The sequence below is a fragment of the Thermococcus sp. genome, assembly GCF_015521605.1.
GTDB lineage: Archaea > Methanobacteriota_B > Thermococci > Thermococcales > Thermococcaceae > Thermococcus.
This window is the reverse complement of record NZ_WANV01000010.1, coordinates 1-19118: the sequence shown is the minus strand read 5'-3', so window position 1 is coordinate 19118 and position 19118 is coordinate 1. Positions and strand designations below refer to the sequence as shown.

The window sequence follows — 19118 nt, the reverse complement described above, 5'->3', positions numbered from 1 at the left end:
GATACCCCCTAAGTCCTCCCAACCACCATAACGGTCTTCCCGTCCTCCTCCTTAACCCCGAGTGCGACGCCCTCACCCAAAACCTCGACCCAGCCGCGCTCCCAGAGCTCCCTCTTCCAAAGGGGTTCTCCGTTCGAGTCGAGCTTAATTACCGTCGCCTTCCCCTCGACTTCGCCCCCAACGAGGAGACCGTCTCCGGTTGGCAGGAGAGAGGTCGCCGCGCCGTTTGGGAGCGTCACCTCCCAGTCTCCGCCCCAGACCCAGAGGTCACTTTCCTTGTAACCACCCAGGATTATTTTTCCTCCCATTTCAGCGGCCGTTAGGGCGATTCCCTCTGTTAACTCGCTTTCCCTCATCGGTTCCCCGTTCTCATTGAACTCAAACGTTTTGACCTTCCATTTCTCCTCCTTCAGGCTCCCAACGAGGAGGGGCCTCCCATCGAGTTCAACCAGGCCGGAAATCACGGCATCGTCCCAGGGGCCGAGGGCTTTGAGCCAGAGGACTTCGCCGTCTCCCGTGATTCTCCCAATGAAGAGGCCCCTGCCCTTCCCGTCCGAGGCTTCTCCAGCTATGAATGCCCCGTCTCTGGTCGGTAGAATTGCGTAAACAGCCTCGTTACCAAGGATTTCCAGCTTCCTCTCCCAGAGGACTTCCAAGTTCCCGTCAAGCCTCGCGACGTAGGCCTTCCAGCCACTTCCGCCTTCTGGGGTGGCTTTTCCCTCAACGGCTCCGCCAATAATGTAGCCGTCCGCGAGCTTGGCTACGCTGTGCCCTTCCCAGTCATTTTCTCCAGCCAAAAAGTGGGTTTCAATGATTTCCTCTTCGTTAATCCTTGCCAGCGTTATCCTGTAGTTCCTCTCGTCATGGACGCTTCCAATTACCAAATCCCCTGCCATGGCAACTGGAACCGTTTCGACGCCGAAGGAGTAGGTTTTCATGGTTTCATCCCCACAGTCACAATCATTTTCTCGTTTATAGGGTAGCTTCTCACTTCAAAACCCGCCTTTCGCAGGATGAATTCAAGAATCCACGGTGACCAGAGGTAGAACTCAACGATAAATATAGTCTCCCCTGCCAACTCGATAAAGAACCTTCTTTCACTGCCTTTGATGAAATCAATGCTCTCTCGGATAGAAACAAGTGGGCCCTCAACAAAAACGTCCCTGTACCAGCTGTAAAGTCCCCTGAGATTATCCGCGTATTCGATTACAATGGCTCGCTTCGCCTTTAAGACGCGATGTGATTCCCTCACAATTTCATCGAGGTCATAAATACTGAAGTGGGGTAAAGGAGAGCCAAGCAGAGCCACGAGGTCAAAGGTGTTTTCTTTGAAGTTTAGATTTTTAGCATCCATAACATAAAATTTCACCTTTGAGCCTCTCTTTTTGGCTAGCTCTTTGGCACGCTCAACAGCTTTTTCTTGAATATCTATCCCAATAACTTCAAAACCAAGCTCCTCTAAGACAAAACTGCTTAACCCAGCGTTGCAGCCAATGTCCAAAGCTCTACCGCTCCTAACGGGTAAGTGCTTTGACAGAAGCTCCATGAGTTCTCTAAATCTCTCCTGGCCCCTCTCGCTCTCAATATCGTACTCGTCTCGGGTTTTTTCATAGAGTGGAACGTCCGTGTAACCAAGGTTCTGGAACATCCCGCCCACCAAACCTACAACGCAAAAGAATTTTAAATATTTACTTCTGCCTGTCAGATCTGCCTCGGGGCGTTGCTCCTCTGACCGAGTAATGGGAGAAAAGAAAGAAATCTTCATCCCGTGGTCATTCCGTTCTCCATCGGACTGTTGATTATTGCCTCATACTCGTCCTGCGGCAGAACCTGCGGCTCGTAGGTCACGCCGTACTGCCTCGCGAGTACTCCTGTGAATGCCCTCAGGTGGTTCCTGCTCCCCATCATGAGGTTCTCGAAGACGTACTCGACGTCCTGGTTGTCGGTTTTGTCCAGCCAGTCCTGCAGGTCCTTGATGTCAACCTCCTCTATGAGGGCACCAACCGCGAGTGCCGCCTCCTCGCTCTTCATACCCTCCTCGATGAGCTGGTCGTAGAGGGCCTGAAGCTCGGGGTTCTCAAACTCGCCGATGTCCTTGTCCGCGGCAGGATCGGTCAGGTTGTACTTGTCTATCAGCGCCAGCACCATGTCCATATGGGTCTGCTCGCTCCTCGCTATGTTGTTGAATATCGGAATCCCCCACTGGTCGTAGAGGGTGAGGTAGACGTCCCTGGCGAGCTTCTCCTCCTCGCGCATGTAGAGGATGGCCTGTATTTCATCCACGCTGAGGTCTTCCGAAGGGAGGGATGCTATGTAATCAGTGCTGTACATATCCATCGCACCGCCAGCAGTCACGTTTGATGGAGGGCCCTGTGGGGCCGCTTCGACGCCGTAGGTTGAGCTGGTCACAGTCTCGGTGGTTGTGGCCGAGTCGCCCGTTATACACCCCGCACTGAACACTCCCAGCAGGACGACCCCCATAAGGAGCAGTCCAAAGGTTTTCTTTCCCAACATTTTCATCACCTTCTCCCATATGTAATTCTAATATTACATATGTGACATAGCTTTATAAGCCTTTCGGGTTACAGAAGTGGGCAACAGACTTATATTCCTGAAGGAGAAACGTTTTTCATGAGCAATCGTTTAAAGGCCGCGCTCCTGTTGATCCTGCTTGCAAATATTCTGAAGAAATCTCCAGTGTACCTTCTCCTGTACTTCCTGGCGTTTGCACTTTTCTCGCGGAGGGAGTGGAAGAGCCTGCCCTCTCTAGTGGGTCTGGGGATTTTCATAGGGTTCCTCGCCGAACTCGTTGGAACGCATCTCTGTCTCCCCTTCGGCTGCTACGAGTACGTGAACCTTCAGCCACAGCTCTTCGGCGTCGCTCTCTTCGTACCACTAGCATGGGCAATATTCGGCTCCGTTGCCTATCTGGCGGCGGGCTTCCTGTTTTCGAGGAAAACCGTCCGGATTCTCTTTGCTTCGATCCTGATGGTGGTCTTTGACCTCTCTATAGACCCCATAATGACCTCCTGGGACGCCTGGGTTTGGATAAGGACGACGTCCCTTAACTGGTTTGGCATCCCCTGGACGAACTACCTCGGCTGGTTTCTCGTCTCGCTCATAATATTCTACCTTTACGAACGACTTTCGGATCCTTCAATATGTTCGTGCCTCAAGCGCTTCGGACCGGGCATATACCTTCTTGAAACACTCACCTTTGCCCTGTATGCTCCAGAGGACGTAAAAATGCCCACGCTAATTGCTTTTGCACTGTCATTCATTCTGCTGGTTCCATTAACGGTAAGGAGGCTCAAGAATGAGGGTGGCCTTGGTTCCAATGAGGGTTGAGGTTGGAAACTTCAACGCCAACTGGGTTGAGTTCGAGAGGCGCTTCGACGAGGCTTTGGACCATAACCCCGACTTCATAGTGTTTCCCGAGTACTGTCTCACCGGCTTCGAGGAGTGGGACTTCAGCGGGGCAGAGCTTTACGGCGAAATAGTTGAGCGGGTAAGTTCGCTCGCGAGGGAAAACGGCGTTTACGTCGTCTTCGGCCTCCTTGAGCCATACAAAAACTGCGTTTACAACTCCGCCCTCCTAATCGGCAGGGACGGAGGGGTTCTCCTCAAGCACCGCAAGTTCCAGGAGCCGATGAAGTTCTGCACGGGCAACACAGTCAGGACGGCAAGAACGGAGTTCGGGAAGGTGGCGATAATCATCTGCGGCGACCTCTACAACAAGAGGATAATGAAATGGGTGAGGCGGAAAAGGCCGGATTACCTCTTTGTGCCGATGGAGTACTCGCCGGAATATGGAAAACCGAACGAGGAGGACGTTGAGGCGATGGCTGACCGGGTTAGGCTCCTCGGCGTTAGGGCTTTCATCGTGAACAGCTATCCCCCAGGAGGTGCCTGGGTCTTCGACGAGAACGGGAACCTTCTTGCGGAAAGCAGAGGAGATGAAATGATCGTCTGGAAGGGAGAATAAAAACGACGCTCCTCACCGGGCGAGCCTGCGGAAGTAGCTCTTCATCGCGGGCCAGTTGAGGGCAAGGTGCACCACCGAGAGGCCGAAGAACGCGAAACCTACGTACGTATGGACCGTGTCCATCAGTGACACGGGCAACGAGACTCCCAGCCTCGCGGCGAGGGGGCCTATGAGGAGGAAGACACCGCTTATGCCCGTTATCAGCCAGAGGACGAAGAGTATCAGCGACACCCACATCCTTAGCTTTGCACTCATCCGATCACCCCTTGACAAACGTCTTGCCGTTGATCTTTATCTCATAGGCATTCGGTTCACCGTCCTCGTATGTAGCTGTTACCTCGACTTTTTCTCCGACTTTGAGAATGAAGAGCATATCCCGCCACGTGTATTCTTTGCCTTCGTCGTCCGTCCACTTTCCCCTGATGAAAACCTTGGTTGAATTGACTTCTATGTAGCGTCCTGCGGTGTTTACCTCCTCGATGGTTCCAGTTATCACTTTCTCGGTCGCGTTGAGCTCTGGGATTTGAGTTGAAGTGTTGGCGACCTCTTCCTCCGACGGTACCCCCACGTAGAAGTGAACCGTTACCCGCTCCTCGCTGCCGTAGGGGCATCCGCTCCCGTATTTGAACACGACGTCGAGTGTTCCGTTCCCGAGAACCTTGACGGTGTACTGCTTAAACGCCGTATACGGGTCGGAGAGCTTGGTTTCGCTTTCCCCGACGATCTCAACGTTTGTGGGATTTTCCGTTGTTATCTTCCAGTCCGAGTATTGGCAGGGTTGGGCATGCTTGAACTTAACGGTGACGTTGATTGTAACCTCCGTTCCAACCTCAGGCACGTAGGCCTTGGCCGGAACAACACAGAGAAGGTCTGAACCTTCGTGTGAAACAGCTGAGCCGATGTAATAGACGCCGTTTGAGACTATGCTTTCGTTCTGAGGCTGAAGAGATAAGGGGCCTTCGGTGCCGAGGTTTTTCTCGGCGGTTCTGACGGCGAAGGGCAACGCCGTTAGGAGTGCGCATATCACAAAGGCTACCATCACCCTGCGCTCCACAGGCCATCACCCGTTATTTGTAGATTTTTTCATATTTTCTTCGTAAATTCCCGCTTTGAGAATTTAACAACAAAAAACAAAGGAGAAAAAGACTTCACGGCTTGTTGCCGTTTCCCTGGCCGCTACCGCCGGTCTCCATCGGGCTGTTGATTATCGCCTCATACTCGTCCTTGGGGAGAACCTGCGGCTCGTAGGTCACCCCTCTGTTCTCCAGCTGTCCGACGAAGGACCTCAGGTGGTTCCTGCTCCCCATCATGAGGTTCTCGTAGACGGTTATGATGTCTATCTTGTTCGTCTTCGATATCCATTCCTGGAGGTCCTTTATGTCCGTCTCCTCTATCAGCGCGCCGACCTTGAGCGCATCGACCTCGCTCTTCATGCCCATCTCAATGAGCTGGTCGTAGAGGGCCTGGAGCTCCTTGTTCTGGAACTCGCCGATGCCCTCACTGGCGGTCGGGTCGGTCAGGTTGTACTTTTTGAGCAGCATCCTCACCGATTCAACGTGGGTCGTTTCGCTCTTGGCGATGTTGGCGAAGATCTGGAGTCCCCACTTCTCGTAGAGCTTGGTGTAAACGTCGTGGGCGAGCTTCTCCTCCTCCACCATGTACAGGAGTCCCTCCTTTTCTGCGTCAGTCAGCGGTTCCGCAGGGAGGGAGTCTATGTAGGACTGGAGATCGTTGGTGTTCACGTTGCCGTTTGAGTCCGCCACGAGCGGAACGGTGTTCGTTGGCACCGGACTCTCAGTGGAGGTCGTTGAGGTCTCGCTCGTTCCAATGCACCCTGAGGCGAGAACTCCCGATACGAGGACAACCATCACGAAGAGGGCGTAGCGCCTCTTCACTTCCATCACCTCTGTGTTTGCTGTCTATCTGATAATCTTACCTGAGGTTCATAAATACCTTTTGGTTCATCGGACCATTTGAAGTGGGTGCTTTGTCAAAAGGTTTATCTAAATGGCCCCAGAATGCCCGTGGGTGGTAGCATGTGGCGCTCGGCCAGATTCGTTGACGGTAACGTTGCCTTCTCCCGGATGCCAACGCGGAGGGAAATAGACGAAGTTGCCAAAACCTTCGATGCGGTTGTGGTACTCGTTGAGGAGTTTGAACTTCCATACAGCCTGGATGAATGGCAGAAACGGGGCGTTGAGGTTCTCCACAGCCCAATAGAAGACTTCACCGCGCCGAGTCTTGAGCAGCTCCTCAAAATCCTTCGTTGGATCGAGGCGAGGGTTGGGGAGGGCAAAAAGGTTCTGATTCACTGCATGGGTGGCCTCGGGAGGAGCGGGACGGTGGCGGTTGCATGGGTGATGTACTCGGAAGGCGTCCCTCTGAGGGATGCCCTCTTGAAGGTTCGGCGGCTGAGACCCGGTGCTGTTGAGGTTGAGGAGCAGATGGGGGTTCTGAGGAAGCTTGAGGGGACACTATTTTGAATTTGTGACAAAGCATCTCGCAATTTTTGTCCATTTTTGTCAATACTGCAAAGGAGCTTGGAATAGCTTTATCTTCATGCCCGTCCCAGGGGTAGGGTCAGCGATTGAGATCGCACTCGGGATGGGAGGTGGTATCGTGAGGATCGCAGTAATCGGTGCGGGAATGATAGGGGGCGCCATAGCCCGGGCCCTCGCGGAGGAAGGACACGAGGTAACCGCGACGAGGAGGCACATTGAACGGGCTAAATACCTTGAAGAGTTCGGCGTGACGCTCACGGATGACAACAGAAAGGCCGCGGAATGGGCGGACGTCGTCATTCTGGCGGTGAAGCCCGGGAAGGCCCGGGTGGTTCTTGAGGAAATAAAGGAGGCTGTGGGAAACAAGCTCGTGATCTCCGTGGTTGCGGGGGTATCCCTGGCGGAGCTGAGCAGGGCAGCCAGTGCCCGGTTTGTGAGGGCCATGCCCAACATAGCGGTGCTTGTTAAGGAGTCATTCACGGCATACGCCACGTGGCTGGACGGTGATGGGGACATAGAAACCATCGAGGGCATCCTTGGGACGTTTGGGGACTGTGTGAGAGTGGACGAGGAATACCTGGACGGGATAACGGGATTAAGCGGTTCCGGGCCCGCGTACGTGACGGTGTTCCTGGAGGCTATGGTCTACGGCGGCCTTAGAGTGGGCCTCCCAAGGGAAGTCGCCACCAAGGCAGCCCTCCAGACACTCCTGGGGACCGCAAAGCTCCTGATGAAAACTGAGGAGCATCCGGCTGAGGTGAGGGAGTGGGTGATAACTCCGGGAGGGACAACTATAGACGGTGTCTTTGAGCTGGAGGAGGGCAGAATAAGGACGGCCGTTATGAAGGCCATCGATACAGCCTCAAAAAAATCCAGGCTGCTCTCCAGAAAGGTTTAGAGGCCGTTGAAGCTCACCACATCTTCGAGCTTCCTCCTATCGTACTTTGGCTTGGGGTCTGCGGGATAGCCAACGGGCAGAATCGTCTGGAGCTTGTAGTCCGCTGGTGCGTTTAACAGCTCCTCTATCGGTTTCGGGTTCGGAGGAGTGTACGTCACGGTTCCAAGGCCGAGCTCTTCGAGCGCAAGGAGGAGGTAGCCGACCGCTATCCACGTTGACTGAAGCCAGTAGGGTGCCTTCGTGTGCCCGAAGACGAGGATTAGGTAGGGGGCCTCGCTGAGGAAGGGCTTTTCGGGCTTGAATCCCTTGGCGTTCAGCCATGCCATCAGGTCGCCCTTCGTCCTTGAGTAGAACTTCTCCTCCTCCCTCTCGCAGAGCTCCCTTATCTTCCCCTTCAGCCAGTCGTCATCGATGACTACGAACTTCCATGGCTGGGCATTCATTCCGGATGGGGCTTCCTTCGCGGCCTTTATCGCCTTCAGGATGTCATCCTTCGGCGGCTTGTCCGGGAGGAATTCCCTCACGGTCTTCCTCCTCTTCGCCAGCTCAAGAACACGCATGGCATCACCGGTTTCTTTTGGGCGGGAACGGATAAAAACGTTTAGACGTAGAACACCATTCCGTCGTAGGCGACGAGAACCCTGTTCCCCCACCTCCTCCTCACGTACCCGGTCAGCTCAAGGAACGGCAGGTTCTTGTGGGAGATGTGGCTTAAAACGGTTCTCTCGGCGAGCCTGAGCCCAATCTCCGCCGCCTCATCAACGTTGTTGTGATAGGGGTCATCGGTTCCAGGGGGGTATGTAGCATCAACGATGGCGAGCCTTAGCGGGGCCTTCTCTTTCAGAAACTCCCCCGTCTCCTCAGGGAGGCCTTTCGTGTCGTAGAGCAAAGCCACGCTCTTCCCGTCCTCCTCTATGAGGTACCCGAGGGTCTCGACCTGATGGTTGAGACGGAACGCGGTGATTTTAAGCGTGTCCAGCTCAACGGTGTCCCCCGGTTTTATCGTTCTCGGCTGGAGGTTCTTGGGTTCCCGCAGGATCAGGGCGTCGGCGTGCCCCTCCGGCGCGTAGAGCGGTGTTTCCAGCGCCGTCCATCTAAGCTTGTAGAGGCCGTAGATGTGGTCGTGGTGCCAGTGGGTCAGAAAGATGGCCTCCAGCGGAACGTTGAGGAAGTCCCTTATGTCCGTCCCGACGTCGAAGAGAACCGCCTTCCGGTTATCGGTTATTATTGCGAGCGTTGAGGGCAGCCTCTGGGCAAAGCCGAGCTTTCTCGCCTCGTTGCAGGTCGAGCAGGTGCAGAGGTGTGCCGGAATCCCCTCGCTCCCGCCTGTGCCGATGAAGTAGACGAGCATTCCCACCACCGTTTTATGGCTGTAAAATAGTTTCCCTTATAAGGATTGCCGCCTACCCTCGAACATGAGGTTCATCGCCGATATGATGCTCGGCCGGCTCGCGAGGTGGCTCAGGCTGTACGGCTACGACACGCTCTACGGCGTTGAGGACGACGATGAGATACTCAGGATCGCCCTGGCTGAGAACCGGGTTCTCCTCACCAGGGATTCAGGCCTTGCCGCGAGAGCCAGGAGGCTTGGCGTGGAGGTGATCGCGCTGAGCTCAAACTCCCTTGAGGGACAGGTAGGGGAGCTCAAGAAGCGTGGCCTTGAGTTTGAGGAACTGTTTCCTGCCCATGCCCGATGTCCGAAGTGTAACGGCCCCATCCGGCCGGTCCCCAAGGACGACCTCAGGGGGAGAGTTCCAGAGAGCGTCTATCAGAAATACGATGAGTTCTACGTCTGCGAAAACTGCGGTCAAGTCTACTGGCCGGGGAGACAGTGGAGGGAGATGCTGAGGATAGGCGAAAAGCTGAGAAGGGTTTAAAAGGTGTCTACCCACCATTGGCTGGTGTTGAGATGGAGTGGGAGGAGTGGAAGCCATTCTATCTGAGGATCGTCCGTGAGATGGGCTACTCCATTGAGGAAGACCGCAGGGCAGCCGAGCTGTTGAGGGCACTGCTCCTTGAGGGTGACGAATACATCCTGAAGGACGAGCTGGCCGCGGTTGTGGAAAGGAGGGCCTACGTTTTCGGCTGCGGTCCAAGTCTTGAGAGGGCGCTTGGGAAGCATGACTTCTCCAATGGGACATTGATAGCGGCCGACGGGGCGACCTCTGCACTCCTCGATGCGGGCCTTCTTCCCGACATAATAGTCACCGACCTCGATGGCAGGATCCCGGACCTAAAGCTGGCCAACGATCGAGGTTCCTTCATGGCCATCCACGCCCACGGGGACAACGTGGAGAAGATGGCCGTTTACGTCCCGATGTTTTCGCGGATTCTCGGAACATGTCAGACGGAGCCTCTGGACATCGTTTACAACTTCGGGGGCTTTACCGACGGTGACAGGGCGGCTTTTCTGGCCGAGGAGATGGGGGCGAGAGAAATCGTCCTGGTTGGCTTTGACTTCGGTCAGGTCGTGGGCAGGTGGAGCAAGCCGGGACTGAAGGAGCACTCCCCGGTCTGGGAGAGCAAGAGGAAGAAGTTTGAGTTCGCGATGGAACTGCTGGATTGGCTGAAAAAGAAGGGGAGGGCGAGGATAGTGTACCTCACACCAGATCCCTGAGCTTCTTGACCTTTCCGGCTTTAATCTCGACGTAGCCGGCCCTCTTGAGGAAGCGCAGGACTTCTTCAACGGCCTTCTGGGAGTAGTTGATCACGAGGGTTCCCTTTTCTGTGGGTATCGATATTGGCGCCACCCTGACGAATCCCTTAACCAGCTCCTCCTCTGGGACCCTGTCACTGCCGAGGGCTTTGAGTATCTCCCCCGCCAGTATCGAGCGGCCTATCAGTGCAAAGTACACCCTCAGCAGGTAGTCCTCCGGGAAGTAGCGCGATGCTATCTTTCCGAGGGCGTTTATCTTGGCTATGTCCAGCTCCAGTATCTCAAACTCGTATTCCATGGTGAGGTCCGTGAAGGCAAACTGCTTGGCGATTCTCTCCGCGCTTTCTGGACTGTGGACGAGGTTGAACGGGAACTTGAACTCAAAATGGAGCTTTGTAACGTCGACCCCTTCCTTCAGCCTGATAACTCCGTCGCTGTACTCGACCGCTCCGTTCCTGGTCAGCTGGTCGAGGAGCTCTGCAACCCACGGCCCCTCCTGAATCAGGGTCTCGAACCTCTCACCGACCTTGATGTGCTCCAGGATGTGGTTAAGGCTCTCCTTGAACGAGAGGAATCCCTCCTTGAGGGCCTCCCTGTCAGCACCCTCGATAACATTTATCTGCGCGCTTATCTCTTCAAGCGTTCCCTCAAGCAGGTAGCCCACAAAGGCCTCGTAGCCGAGTCTCTCATGAAGCTCGAACTTGATACCTTCCTTTCTCAGGTCTTCGAGAAACGACTTTCTTACCGCCTCGTTCTTCGTGACGAACCTCATTCTATCACCGGAACCGGAAACGGTTAAAAGCCTTATAGGTTTTTGGTTTCTGGGGGTGAGAGGATGGGGGAGAAGCAGTACCTGCTGGACAGGACCCTTGAGGCGTGGAAAGGTAAAAGGGTGGCTCTGGCGGTTAGCAACGAGCACTCATTTACCGGAATCCTTGAAGACTTCGACGAGGAGGTCATACTCATCCGTGACGTCTCCGACATAGCCGGAAACAAGGCAAAGGCGCTGATAGTCAAGATAGAGGACATGAACTGGATAATGCTTCTGTGAGGGGTGGATATGAAGGCGGTTGCCTTTGTGGGCTTCAAGAAGAGCGGGAAAACGACCGCTGTTGAGGCGGTTTCCCGGGTGCTGAAGGAGAGGGGCTACCGCGTTGCCATAGCGAAGAGCATGCACGCAGATTTTGATCGGGAGGGGAGCGACACCTGGAGGTTCTCGCGGATTGCGGACACCGTTGTGGTTCGCGCCCACGACACCGATGCGCTCCTCTTCAAAGCCAAGGACATCAACGCCCTCTTCTCCATGGTCAGCGCTGACTTCCTCCTGCTTGAGGGGTTCAAGTCGATAAAACACGTCCCCAAGGTCATATGCGCGAGGAAAGAGGAGGACGTTAGGGAGCTCAACGATGGCCTTGCTATGGCCGTGAGCGGGGTTATAGCCTCAACCGGCGTTGAGGAGATAGACGGGTTGCCCGTTATAGACGCGACTAAAGAGCCCGAGAAGCTCGCCGACCTCGTGGAGAGAAGAGCATTCATGCTGCCCAACATAGACTGCGGCATGTGCGGATTCAAGTGCGCCGAGATGGCGGAAATGATAGTGAGCGGCGAGAAGACGCTCAAGGACTGCGTCGTCCTCAGCTCAAAGCCGAAAGTCACGGTAAAGATAGACGGACAGGTCCTGCCCATGAAGGACTGGGTGCAGGAGCTGGTTGAGAAGACGATAAGGGGCATGCTGTCGAGCATGAAGGGCTACCGCGAGGGGAAGAGGATAGAGATCGTGATAAGGGAGGATTGAATCATTCCTTCCAGAACTCTTCGGGGAGAAGTTCAATAATCTCCCTGGCCCTCCCAAAGTCCCTGTCGAGTGAGGCTATCCTCTTCGTTCCATACTCCAAGGCGGTAGCTATTATCCGTGCATCATGGGGGAAGAGGTTATAGTGCCTCATGAAGAGTAATGTCTTTGCCCAGTCGCGGGAATCTGGAACTACCACGACATCAAACGCCTCAAAAACCGCCAGAGCTTTCTTCCCGGTTTCATAGATAAACTCTGCCAGTTCTGGACTTTTCGAAAGCCTCTCTTTTATGGCGACCGAAGATCTAATCCCAAACTCACGTTGAACCTCTCTCCGGATTATGACAAAAAGGAACTCATCTAGAACAAGATCAGAGGTTATCTTAGGCTCAGGAGATGTTAGCACTTCCTCAGCCATGTCTGCGAACTCTCCGTTGGTGGTGTAGTGGTAGAAAACACTCGTGTCAATGTAGATCACTGCTCATACACCTCAGCTCTGAGCTTTTTAAGCTCCTCACTGGTGCCCCCTTCGCCGAACATTCCCCTCCGGACTTCCTTGGCGAGTTCTCGTATTTCCTCCCTAATCGCCTCAACCTCTATGAGCTCCTGAACCTTCTTTATGTCCATGTTTCCAAGGAGTCTCTTTAGGGTCAGATTTCCCATTTCCTTCACACCGCTTTGTTTTTGCACCCCTCTGGATTTAAAGGTTGCTTTGTTTGCAAGGGTACAACCCTAACATCGAATGCCACTACCTCCCCATCCCTTAAAACGTACGCCCCGTAGTTCCCTTTCTCGTCAACTATCAACCACACCACAGGCCAGAGCTTCATTCCCACCAGATCCTTCCCGCTCGGCCTGGGGAGACAGTTGAGGTGGGAGTGGAATATCCCAACGACCTCCAGTCCCCTTCCTTCAGCCTCGTCTATGGCCTTTACCATCTCGACCGGTTCCATCTCGAACTCTGTGGGAGAGTTCAGCCTGTTGGGAACGAAGCGAGCCTCTTCCACGATGAAGCGGTTGCCCTCTCGCCTTCCGAAGAGGAAGCCGCAGATCTCAACGGCGCTCCTTTCTGCCATTTTGATAATTGCATTTAAATCGTCTTGTCGGATTATCAGTTCCATGATTAAAACTCCCCCGTTAGACTTATAAAGCTTGGAGATGTGACAACGCTCTGCCGGTGGTATTATGAAATGGGCCCTCACGTTACATGGTGGAGAGCACCACGGGACGACCATCGTCTTTGAGACCGAAACCGCGGACGAGGCAAGACGTTTCGCGAAGCAGGAGCTCAGGCGGAAGGACGCGAGGGTCTTCGAACTCGAAAAGCTTGAGTAATTCTCCGCTCCCTTTCTTCCCCCTACCGCCCGCAGTGACGATGCCCACCTATGTCTCCCTGTATTTTCATGTCCATTAATGAGCTTTTTTGTGCGCTTATTTGTGGCCATTGATGTGCTTTTAAGACCATCAATGTTTTTAAAACGGTCGGCCACATGAATCATCCGCAGTGATATATTTGGGGGTGTGGAAATGCTCGTGAGGATAGTGTACTATTTCGACCACACTCTTCCGGAGGAGCGCATTGTGGCGACCAACGACGTGAAAAAAGCCGAGGAAATTGCCCGGGAAGAGATGAAAAAGCTTGGCGCTAGGGAGTACGAGGTTGAGTGGGTGGCCTGAAGTCAGTGTTTCCCAATGTTGGAGACCCCTCCGGTCTGCTCAAGCCCGTAGATTATCAGGACAAGGCCAATCCACGTCGCTATGAAGTACGCGGTTATCGTGGCGAAGTGAAGCGGTATGGCAACGAGGAGCATTAGCCCGCCGGTCTTCAGCATCTCGGCCCCTGTGTCGTCGGACATCCGTGAGAGGGCGCGGTAGAGGAAGTAGAGGCTCAGGAACTGAAGCGCCAGAAAGACCACGTGGACGGTGTTTATCACCGCGGGACTGGTCTCGATGGGGGTTATCCCCAGGGTTTTGCTCCACCCGGAGATTCCTAGGGCTATCTTCGCCCCGTAGAGGGGGAGTGAGGCAATGAAAACAATGAGCGACCTTTTGATATCCTTCCTGTACTCCGTGAGCTCCCTCATGAGGAGCCAGAGGCCGATGAGGGTCAGCGGATAGATGTACATCATCAGAACCAGCGTCAGTGCAAAGAGAACCTCAAGCCTTCTAACGTTCATGGAACCACCTTAGAAGAGTTGGCTTCAAAAGTTAAAAGGTTGGGGGTTCATTCCCCCGTTTGGGAGGGTGGACATCAGCCGCGGGACTGCTTGAACTGCTCCTGTATCTTTCTGTAGTACTCCATGGTCTCCTCGCTCACGCTGGGGCCTATCTTCTTCATGGCCTCCTCGAAGTCCTTCATCGTTACCTTGACCTTCTGTCTTATCTCGTCAGCCTTCATACCGGGCCTTATTACGCCTTCCTGCAGTGCCCTGCGCATGGCGAGCATCGCGGCTTCCCTGACCACTGCCTCGATGTCGGCACCGGTGTAGCCCTCGGTCCTCTTCGCCAGCTCCTCCAGCTTGACGTCCTCCGCGAGCGGCACGTTCCTGGTGTGGACTTTCAGTATCTCCAATCTGGCCTTCTCGTCCGGTGCAGGAACGAGTATCAGCCTGTCGAACCTTCCTGGTCTGAGCAGAGCCGGGTCTATGATGTCCGGCCTGTTGGTGGCTCCGATAACGACCACTCCGCTGTTCTCCTGTATTCCGTCCATCTCGGTGAGGAGCTGGTTGATGAGCCTGTCGGTGACGCGGTTGACGTCGGTTCCCCTTCTTGGAGCGATTGCGTCTATCTCGTCGATGAATATCACCGTTGGAGCCGCCTGCCTTGCCTTCCTGAATATCTCCCTGATGTTCTTCTCGCTCTCGCCGACCCACTTGCTGAGCACCTCTGGACCTTTGATGGCTATGAAGTTGGCCTCGCTCTCGTTGGCGACTGCCTTCGCGAGCAGTGTTTTACCGGTTCCAGGAGGACCGTAGAGCAGGATCCCCTTCGGTGGGGTGATTCCAAGCCCCATAAAGGCCTCCGGGTACTTGAGCGGCCATTCGACGGCCTCGCGGAGCTCCTCCTTGACGTCTTCAAGTCCACCTATGTCGTCCCAGCGGACGTTTGGCACTTCAAGCAGGACTTCCCTCAGGGCGCTCGGCTCTACCATCTTGAGGGCCTCATAGAAGTCCTTCCTGGTTACCCTGAGCTCCTCCAGGACCTCCTTGGGTATGTGCTCGGCCTCGAAGTCTATCTTGCCCTCCCTGATGAGCCTCCTGAGTGCTGCCATCGCCGCTTCCCTCGCCAGCGCGGCAAGGTCTGCACCAACGAAGCCGTGAGTGACCTCGGCCAGCTCCTCCAGCAGGGCATCGATGAGCCTGGCCTTGACCTCCTCGTAGAGCTTCTCGTCTACGCCCTTGAGTATCTCAGGGATCTCCTCGTCCCTTGCGTTCTTGACCTTCAGCAGGGCCCTCTCGGCGCTCTCGCGGTAGGCATCGTTTCTTTCAAGCTCCTCAAGTATCTCAATGACCCTGCCCTTCCTGAACTCGGGCTCGATAGGCATTCCCCTGGTGTGTATCTGGAGTATCTCCTTCCTGCCCTTCTTGTCGGGAACGCCGACCTCAAGCTCGCGGTCGAACCTTCCGGGTCTCCTGAGGGCCGGGTCTATGGCGTCAGGCCTGTTGGTAGCGCCTATGACTATGACCTTTCCGCGGCTCTTGAGACCGTCCATCAGGGTGAGCAGCTGTGAAACTACGCGCTTCTCGACCTCGCCGTGGGTCTCCTCCCTCTTTGGGGCTATTGCATCGATCTCGTCGATGAAGATTATCGCCGGGGCGTTCTCTTCAGCCTCCTTGAAGACCTCTCTGAGCCTCTCCTCGCTCTCACCGTAGTACTTGCTCATTATCTCCGGCCCGTTAATGGCGATGAAGTGGGCGTTCGCCTCGTTCGCTACCGCCTTGGCGAGGAGAGTCTTACCCGTTCCGGGCGGACCGTAGAGGAGCACACCCTTCGGCGGTTCTATGCCGAGCTTCTCGAATATTTCCGGATGCTTGAGTGGGAGCTCTATCATCTCCCTGACCTTCTGGATGACGTCCTTGAGGCCGCCGATGTCCTCGTAGGTGACGCCTAAGGCGGCGGTCTTGCTGACCTCCTTGACCGGCTTCTCACTAACCTGGAACTCGGTGAACTCGGTGATCTGGACTATCCCGGCAGGAGTCGTTGCCGTGACCACGAAGGTCAGCTCCTGCCCGAGGATGCCGACCTTGATGTAGTCGCCCCTGACGACGGGCCTTCCGACGAGCCTGCTGTGGAACCACTCGACGAAGTCGTGGCCGAAGCGAATGGGCTCGGTCGGGGCCACGATGACCTTCTTCGCCTCCTTGACATCGGCCTTTCTCACCGTGACCTCATCGCCGAGGCCGACGCCGGCGTTCTTCCTTATGGTTCCGTCCATTCTGATGATGCTCAGTCCTTCGTCCTCCGGATATGCCGGCCAGACGACGGCGGCAGTGTTCTTGGTTCCGATTATCTCGATGATGTCGCCGCTCTGGACACCTATCTCGCGCATGGCTTTGCGGTCTATCCTTACTATTCCCCTGCCAACGTCACGCTGATAGGCAGAGGCGACCTTGAGCTTGACCTCCCTCTTTTCGGCCATTTTTCACCACCTCCAAACTTTTCATGACTGATGATCGTGAGATTCGAGACTTTGATTTTATCCCGTGGTTGTAGGGTGCAAAGTCAAGATGGGAAACAACGAAAGGGTTACTCAATCTTCACCTCGAAGCCCTCACCCTCTGGCTTGCTGGGCCTCTTCTTGGGTATCTCTATCTCAAGGACGCCGTTGTTGTAGCGCGCCTTGGTCTTCTCTGGAATGACCTCTTCGGGCAGTCTGATGACCCTCCTGTAACCGCTGTAGTAGCGCTCGATCCTTATGGCCCCCTCGGTTTCAAGCTCCTTCTCGCGCCTCACCTGGGCTTCGAGGTAGACGGTGTCCTCCGTAACGCGGAGCTTGATGTCCTCCTTCCTGACTCCCGGAAGCTCAACGGTGATGACGAACCTGTCTCCGCGGTCGAAGATGTCGACGAAGGGCTCGCGCCAGGTCTCGCTGACGAACTCGTAGCGCTCTGGCTCCCTGGTGCTCCAGAGCCTTGGCCCGCGCATGATGTCCCTGAAGATGGCGTCGATCTCCTCCTGAATCTCCCTCATCAGGTCGAAGGGGTCCCAGTAGCGGTCCCTCCTCCAGACCATGCTCTCACCCCCAACCTTTTGGTTACCAGTAGTAACTAAAAGCTCAAGGTTTATAAAGTTTTTCGTCTTTTAATGTGCATCGGTGACTAAAATCTGGAAAGAACAGGGGAAAGATCAAAGGTTGCTCAGCATGCGGACGAGTGGGTAGTAGACATCATCAAAGCTCTCGTTTCCCCTGAGTGGGTAAACGAACCTGACCTCCTTCCCTTCTACCTTGGCCTCCATCTCTCTGGGTTCGTTTACCAAGGTGAGCTCCGTGACTTCGAGCATGTCACTGACTATACGGCCCTTTCCGAGAAGAGAACCCCTGCTGATGCCGTTCCTTAATATGGCCTCAAGCCTGGGCCTTAATCCGGTAACCCACTTTGGACGAAGCCTTCGTCTGGTTACAGCCTCCATGGATTCACCCCCAGGGGTAATGGGAGAAGAAGGAAAGGGGCGCTTGGCTACCACCCCCTTTGGCTTATTGGCACGACAGACCTATTTTTCGGGGCGGATTTCAGGCACTGCCGCGTCCTGCTACCACCCACTCACCGTGGGTTTCATTAGATCCCTACGACTTTGAAAAATATTAGCTTTTCGGCCAATTTTTTGGAAGATTTGTCTGTTCATGTGCATCTCAATGGAAGAGTTTGAGTTTTTGCTCCGGGTAGAGTTAGGTTTTTGTCATCATGTCCACGGGATCCAGGACGGAATTCTGGGACACGGGGCGGGCGTCGTAGCCGAGTCCCCGGAGAATCCTCGCGAACTCCTCGGCGAAGCCGTAGACCGTAAAGATTTTCTCCGGGTTTACCCTCTCCACGATCCGCATCAGCTCCCAGAAGTCGGCGTGGTTGCTGAGCTTCAGCCTTCCAAAACCGGAAACAGTCAGCTCCCAGGGCGAAAGTGTGTTCTCCACCCGGGGAGAGCGGTAGGAACGCAGGACGACCTCTCCATCAACCGATACGTTGCCGAACGAGAGGCCGAACTTCGAATAAACGCGCGCCACCTTGAGCATCTCCCGCGAGGCCTTTACCGTGTAGCCGTGAAGGTCGAGTATTTTCATGACCTCCTGTGCTTTCCCCATCTGGTTGACGTAGAGAACGGGTTTTTTGCCCCTCTCAATGGCCTCCTCGACGAAGGCTATCAGCTTCTTCTCTGCCTCCCTTGGGGCGGGGAACGTGAAGTGGGGAACGCCGAAGGTGGCCTCGATTACCAGAAAGTCCGCCCTCGGGAAGCGGCTCTTTTCTGCCGTTCTTAGCTTGAACCACTTGGTGTCTCCGGTGTAGAAGAGCGTCCCGTTTTCGAGCCACAGCTTTATCCCGGCCGAGCCGAGCATGTGGCCTGCTGGATAGAGCCTCGCCCTGAAGTCGCCCAGGTAGAAGGTCTTTCCAAAGCCCACCTCGCGGTAAAAACCGCCCTTCCTGAGGTGGCTGAGGAACTTGGTCGCTCTGGTGGAGTAGATAACCTCACCGCTGACGAAGTGGTCGGTGTGGGCGTGGCTTTGGAAGGCGAAGCGGGCGGAGCTGTCGAGGCCGACATTACCTATTATCATCATTAATAAATAGGGGTTGAGTCCTTTTAGACCTTCTCCGCTAGCTGGATAATTTATCCAACGTCAAGCCCAACCTTTAGTTATGTAAAAGCTTTTTATAGGCCGCCGCCCAAATAGGGGCAGGTGGTAGGCATGACCTTCGATAAGGAGAAGCTCGCGAAGATTAGGGAGGAGGAGAAGCGCTGGGAGGAAACGACCGTCAAAAAGTTCATCGAGAAGAGGCCAGAGAGAAAGGAGAAGTTCATGACGGATGACGGTTTTGAGATAAAGAGGATTTACACCCCCGCTGACCTCGGCGAGGACTGGGATTACCTCAAAAAGCTCGGCTTCCCGGGCGAATATCCTTTCACCCGCGGCGTTTACGCCACCATGTACCGCGGCAGGTTCTGGACGATGAGGCAGTACGCCGGTTTCGGAACCGCTGAGGAGTCCAACAGGCGCTACAAATACCTCCTGGAGCAGGGCCAGACCGGTCTGAGCGTCGCCTTCGACCTGCCCACCCAGATAGGCTACGACTCCG

28 protein-coding genes are annotated in these 19118 nt (G+C 55.0%); 11 read left to right on the top strand and 17 right to left on the bottom strand.

Features of this window, described 5'->3' with window-relative positions; genetic code table 11:
* Window positions 1-8: 8 nt before the first annotated feature.
* The 3 genes from F7C11_RS01570 to F7C11_RS01560 all read right to left on the bottom strand — a co-directional run bounded on the left by F7C11_RS01570 (window position 9) and on the right by F7C11_RS01560 (window position 2514).
* The gene (locus F7C11_RS01570; protein ID WP_297090271.1) at window positions 9-938 is read right to left on the bottom strand and encodes a hypothetical protein; all 930 of its coding nucleotides are present in this window, start codon (window positions 936-938) and stop codon (window positions 9-11) included.
* Complete coding sequence (locus F7C11_RS01565) at window positions 935-1648, bottom strand: class I SAM-dependent methyltransferase (RefSeq protein WP_297090329.1); 714 nt, start codon at window positions 1646-1648, stop codon at window positions 935-937. Before F7C11_RS01565 ends, F7C11_RS01570 begins: the two co-directional genes overlap by 4 nt.
* A 113-nt stretch (window positions 1649-1761) precedes the next feature.
* Window positions 1762-2514: a DUF2202 domain-containing protein gene (locus tag F7C11_RS01560; protein ID WP_297090327.1), complete on the bottom strand. Its 753-nt coding sequence runs from the start codon at window positions 2512-2514 to the stop codon at window positions 1762-1764.
* A gap of 117 nt (window positions 2515-2631) precedes the next feature.
* Between F7C11_RS01560 and F7C11_RS01555 the strand changes: the two genes are divergently transcribed.
* Window positions 2632-3348: a carotenoid biosynthesis protein gene (locus F7C11_RS01555; RefSeq protein ID WP_297090269.1), complete on the top strand. Its 717-nt coding sequence runs from the start codon at window positions 2632-2634 to the stop codon at window positions 3346-3348.
* A complete protein-coding gene (locus F7C11_RS01550) occupies window positions 3317-3985 on the top strand; it encodes a carbon-nitrogen hydrolase family protein (RefSeq protein ID WP_297090267.1) in 669 nt (222 codons plus the stop codon). Before F7C11_RS01555 ends, F7C11_RS01550 begins: the two co-directional genes overlap by 32 nt.
* 12 nt (window positions 3986-3997) lie before the next feature.
* On the opposite strand, the gene F7C11_RS01545 is transcribed toward F7C11_RS01550, so the two are convergent.
* The 3 genes from F7C11_RS01545 to F7C11_RS01535 all read right to left on the bottom strand — a co-directional run bounded on the left by F7C11_RS01545 (window position 3998) and on the right by F7C11_RS01535 (window position 5880).
* Window positions 3998-4240 carry a DUF4405 domain-containing protein gene (locus tag F7C11_RS01545; RefSeq protein WP_297090265.1) on the bottom strand — a complete coding sequence of 81 codons (243 nt, stop codon included), beginning with the start codon at window positions 4238-4240 and terminating at the stop codon, window positions 3998-4000.
* 4 nt (window positions 4241-4244) lie between these two features.
* Window positions 4245-5039 carry a hypothetical protein gene (locus F7C11_RS01540; RefSeq protein ID WP_297090263.1) on the bottom strand — a complete coding sequence of 265 codons (795 nt, stop codon included), beginning with the start codon at window positions 5037-5039 and terminating at the stop codon, window positions 4245-4247.
* A gap of 94 nt (window positions 5040-5133) precedes the next feature.
* A complete protein-coding gene (locus F7C11_RS01535) occupies window positions 5134-5880 on the bottom strand; it encodes a DUF2202 domain-containing protein (protein WP_297090325.1) in 747 nt (248 codons plus the stop codon).
* Window positions 5881-6021: 141 nt separating this feature from the next.
* Here F7C11_RS01535 and F7C11_RS01530 point away from each other — a divergent pair, with 141 nt between their 5' ends.
* Both F7C11_RS01530 and proC read left to right on the top strand, forming a co-directional pair.
* Window positions 6022-6468 (top strand): dual specificity protein phosphatase family protein, encoded by a 447-nt coding sequence (locus tag F7C11_RS01530; RefSeq protein WP_297090323.1) that lies wholly within the window; start codon window positions 6022-6024, stop codon window positions 6466-6468.
* 136 nt (window positions 6469-6604) lie between these two features.
* Window positions 6605-7384 (top strand): pyrroline-5-carboxylate reductase, encoded by a 780-nt coding sequence (gene proC, locus F7C11_RS01525; RefSeq protein WP_297090261.1) that lies wholly within the window; start codon window positions 6605-6607, stop codon window positions 7382-7384.
* Here the strand turns inward: proC and F7C11_RS01520 are convergent.
* Both F7C11_RS01520 and F7C11_RS01515 read right to left on the bottom strand, forming a co-directional pair.
* Window positions 7381-7944 carry a nitroreductase family protein gene (locus F7C11_RS01520; protein ID WP_297090259.1) on the bottom strand — a complete coding sequence of 188 codons (564 nt, stop codon included), beginning with the start codon at window positions 7942-7944 and terminating at the stop codon, window positions 7381-7383. The genes proC and F7C11_RS01520 overlap by 4 nt on opposite strands.
* A 41-nt stretch (window positions 7945-7985) precedes the next feature.
* Window positions 7986-8735 (bottom strand): MBL fold metallo-hydrolase, encoded by a 750-nt coding sequence (locus F7C11_RS01515; protein WP_297090321.1) that lies wholly within the window; start codon window positions 8733-8735, stop codon window positions 7986-7988.
* A gap of 64 nt (window positions 8736-8799) precedes the next feature.
* On the opposite strand from F7C11_RS01515, the gene F7C11_RS01510 reads away from it, so the two are divergent.
* Both F7C11_RS01510 and F7C11_RS01505 read left to right on the top strand, forming a co-directional pair.
* Window positions 8800-9261: a Mut7-C RNAse domain-containing protein gene (locus F7C11_RS01510; protein ID WP_297090257.1), complete on the top strand. Its 462-nt coding sequence runs from the start codon at window positions 8800-8802 to the stop codon at window positions 9259-9261.
* Between the two features lie 32 nt (window positions 9262-9293).
* A complete protein-coding gene (locus tag F7C11_RS01505; protein ID WP_297090255.1) occupies window positions 9294-10001 on the top strand; it encodes a 6-hydroxymethylpterin diphosphokinase MptE-like protein in 708 nt (235 codons plus the stop codon).
* Here the strand turns inward: F7C11_RS01505 and F7C11_RS01500 are convergent.
* Window positions 9985-10812 (bottom strand): hypothetical protein, encoded by an 828-nt coding sequence (locus tag F7C11_RS01500; RefSeq protein ID WP_297090253.1) that lies wholly within the window; start codon window positions 10810-10812, stop codon window positions 9985-9987. The two genes, F7C11_RS01505 and F7C11_RS01500, sit on opposite strands and share 17 nt — an antisense overlap.
* A 63-nt stretch (window positions 10813-10875) precedes the next feature.
* Between F7C11_RS01500 and F7C11_RS01495 the strand changes: the two genes are divergently transcribed.
* A complete protein-coding gene (locus F7C11_RS01495) occupies window positions 10876-11091 on the top strand; it encodes an LSm family protein (RefSeq protein WP_297090251.1) in 216 nt (71 codons plus the stop codon).
* Between the two features lie 9 nt (window positions 11092-11100).
* A complete protein-coding gene (gene mobB / locus F7C11_RS01490) occupies window positions 11101-11835 on the top strand; it encodes a molybdopterin-guanine dinucleotide biosynthesis protein B (RefSeq protein ID WP_297090249.1) in 735 nt (244 codons plus the stop codon).
* Between the two features lies 1 nt (window position 11836).
* Here the strand turns inward: mobB and F7C11_RS01485 are convergent, their stop codons facing one another.
* Genes F7C11_RS01485 through F7C11_RS01475 form a run of 3 tightly spaced genes read right to left on the bottom strand, consistent with a single transcriptional unit; the run spans window position 11837 to window position 12953 of the window.
* Window positions 11837-12310 carry a PIN domain-containing protein gene (locus F7C11_RS01485; protein WP_297068764.1) on the bottom strand — a complete coding sequence of 158 codons (474 nt, stop codon included), beginning with the start codon at window positions 12308-12310 and terminating at the stop codon, window positions 11837-11839.
* Window positions 12307-12504: a hypothetical protein gene (locus tag F7C11_RS01480; protein ID WP_297090247.1), complete on the bottom strand. Its 198-nt coding sequence runs from the start codon at window positions 12502-12504 to the stop codon at window positions 12307-12309. Before F7C11_RS01480 ends, F7C11_RS01485 begins: the two co-directional genes overlap by 4 nt.
* Window positions 12501-12953: a M67 family metallopeptidase gene (locus F7C11_RS01475; RefSeq protein ID WP_297090245.1), complete on the bottom strand. Its 453-nt coding sequence runs from the start codon at window positions 12951-12953 to the stop codon at window positions 12501-12503. The genes F7C11_RS01480 and F7C11_RS01475 overlap by 4 nt, the downstream gene beginning before the upstream one ends.
* A 64-nt stretch (window positions 12954-13017) precedes the next feature.
* On the opposite strand from F7C11_RS01475, the gene F7C11_RS01470 reads away from it, so the two are divergent.
* Together F7C11_RS01470 and F7C11_RS01465 are read left to right on the top strand one after the other, a co-directional pair.
* Window positions 13018-13167, top strand: coding sequence for a hypothetical protein (locus tag F7C11_RS01470; RefSeq protein WP_297068767.1), 150 nt, complete (start codon window positions 13018-13020; stop codon window positions 13165-13167).
* A gap of 192 nt (window positions 13168-13359) precedes the next feature.
* Window positions 13360-13509, top strand: a complete 150-nt coding sequence (locus F7C11_RS01465; protein ID WP_297068768.1) for a hypothetical protein — start codon at window positions 13360-13362, stop codon at window positions 13507-13509.
* 2 nt (window positions 13510-13511) lie between these two features.
* On the opposite strand, the gene F7C11_RS01460 is transcribed toward F7C11_RS01465, so the two are convergent.
* The 5 genes from F7C11_RS01460 to F7C11_RS01440 all read right to left on the bottom strand — a co-directional run bounded on the left by F7C11_RS01460 (window position 13512) and on the right by F7C11_RS01440 (window position 18598).
* A complete protein-coding gene (locus F7C11_RS01460) occupies window positions 13512-14009 on the bottom strand; it encodes a transposase (protein WP_297090242.1) in 498 nt (165 codons plus the stop codon).
* 74 nt (window positions 14010-14083) lie between these two features.
* Window positions 14084-16471, bottom strand: coding sequence for a CDC48 family AAA ATPase (locus F7C11_RS01455; RefSeq protein WP_297090240.1), 2388 nt, complete (start codon window positions 16469-16471; stop codon window positions 14084-14086).
* A 107-nt stretch (window positions 16472-16578) separates the two neighbouring features.
* The gene (locus F7C11_RS01450; protein WP_297090239.1) at window positions 16579-17064 is read right to left on the bottom strand and encodes an Hsp20/alpha crystallin family protein; all 486 of its coding nucleotides are present in this window, start codon (window positions 17062-17064) and stop codon (window positions 16579-16581) included.
* A 114-nt stretch (window positions 17065-17178) separates the two neighbouring features.
* Window positions 17179-17463 carry a hypothetical protein gene (locus F7C11_RS01445; protein WP_297090237.1) on the bottom strand — a complete coding sequence of 95 codons (285 nt, stop codon included), beginning with the start codon at window positions 17461-17463 and terminating at the stop codon, window positions 17179-17181.
* Window positions 17464-17719: 256 nt separating this feature from the next.
* Window positions 17720-18598, bottom strand: coding sequence for an MBL fold metallo-hydrolase (locus F7C11_RS01440; RefSeq protein ID WP_297090235.1), 879 nt, complete (start codon window positions 18596-18598; stop codon window positions 17720-17722).
* A 132-nt stretch (window positions 18599-18730) separates the two neighbouring features.
* Between F7C11_RS01440 and F7C11_RS01435 the strand changes: the two genes are divergently transcribed.
* Window positions 18731-19118, top strand: a 388-nt coding sequence (locus F7C11_RS01435; protein WP_297090319.1) for a methylmalonyl-CoA mutase family protein, incomplete at its 3' end; no start/stop codon positions are given.

Coding starts and splice junctions, on each gene's coding strand:
- F7C11_RS01520 (WP_297090259.1), bottom strand. CDS start 7,944: ATGCGTGTTCTTGAGCTGGCGAAGAGGAGGAAGACCGTGAGGGAATTC.
- F7C11_RS01450 (WP_297090239.1), bottom strand. CDS start 17,064: ATGGTCTGGAGGAGGGACCGCTACTGGGACCCCTTCGACCTGATGAGG.
- F7C11_RS01565 (WP_297090329.1), bottom strand. CDS start 1,648: ATGTTCCAGAACCTTGGTTACACGGACGTTCCACTCTATGAAAAAACC.
- F7C11_RS01570 (WP_297090271.1), bottom strand. CDS start 938: ATGAAAACCTACTCCTTCGGCGTCGAAACGGTTCCAGTTGCCATGGCA.
- F7C11_RS01475 (WP_297090245.1), bottom strand. CDS start 12,953: ATGGAACTGATAATCCGACAAGACGATTTAAATGCAATTATCAAAATG.
- F7C11_RS01460 (WP_297090242.1), bottom strand. CDS start 14,009: ATGAACGTTAGAAGGCTTGAGGTTCTCTTTGCACTGACGCTGGTTCTG.
- F7C11_RS01495 (WP_297090251.1), top strand. CDS start 10,876: ATGGGGGAGAAGCAGTACCTGCTGGACAGGACCCTTGAGGCGTGGAAA.
- F7C11_RS01505 (WP_297090255.1), top strand. CDS start 9,294: ATGGAGTGGGAGGAGTGGAAGCCATTCTATCTGAGGATCGTCCGTGAG.
- F7C11_RS01560 (WP_297090327.1), bottom strand. CDS start 2,514: ATGTTGGGAAAGAAAACCTTTGGACTGCTCCTTATGGGGGTCGTCCTG.
- F7C11_RS01445 (WP_297090237.1), bottom strand. CDS start 17,463: ATGGAGGCTGTAACCAGACGAAGGCTTCGTCCAAAGTGGGTTACCGGA.
- F7C11_RS01515 (WP_297090321.1), bottom strand. CDS start 8,735: ATGCTCGTCTACTTCATCGGCACAGGCGGGAGCGAGGGGATTCCGGCA.
- F7C11_RS01440 (WP_297090235.1), bottom strand. CDS start 18,598: ATGATAATAGGTAATGTCGGCCTCGACAGCTCCGCCCGCTTCGCCTTC.
- mobB (WP_297090249.1), top strand. CDS start 11,101: ATGAAGGCGGTTGCCTTTGTGGGCTTCAAGAAGAGCGGGAAAACGACC.
- F7C11_RS01555 (WP_297090269.1), top strand. CDS start 2,632: ATGAGCAATCGTTTAAAGGCCGCGCTCCTGTTGATCCTGCTTGCAAAT.
- F7C11_RS01545 (WP_297090265.1), bottom strand. CDS start 4,240: ATGAGTGCAAAGCTAAGGATGTGGGTGTCGCTGATACTCTTCGTCCTC.
- F7C11_RS01550 (WP_297090267.1), top strand. CDS start 3,317: ATGAGGGTGGCCTTGGTTCCAATGAGGGTTGAGGTTGGAAACTTCAAC.
- F7C11_RS01500 (WP_297090253.1), bottom strand. CDS start 10,812: ATGAGGTTCGTCACGAAGAACGAGGCGGTAAGAAAGTCGTTTCTCGAA.
- F7C11_RS01465 (WP_297068768.1), top strand. CDS start 13,360: ATGCTCGTGAGGATAGTGTACTATTTCGACCACACTCTTCCGGAGGAG.
- F7C11_RS01455 (WP_297090240.1), bottom strand. CDS start 16,471: ATGGCCGAAAAGAGGGAGGTCAAGCTCAAGGTCGCCTCTGCCTATCAG.
- F7C11_RS01530 (WP_297090323.1), top strand. CDS start 6,022: ATGTGGCGCTCGGCCAGATTCGTTGACGGTAACGTTGCCTTCTCCCGG.
- F7C11_RS01510 (WP_297090257.1), top strand. CDS start 8,800: ATGAGGTTCATCGCCGATATGATGCTCGGCCGGCTCGCGAGGTGGCTC.
- F7C11_RS01470 (WP_297068767.1), top strand. CDS start 13,018: ATGAAATGGGCCCTCACGTTACATGGTGGAGAGCACCACGGGACGACC.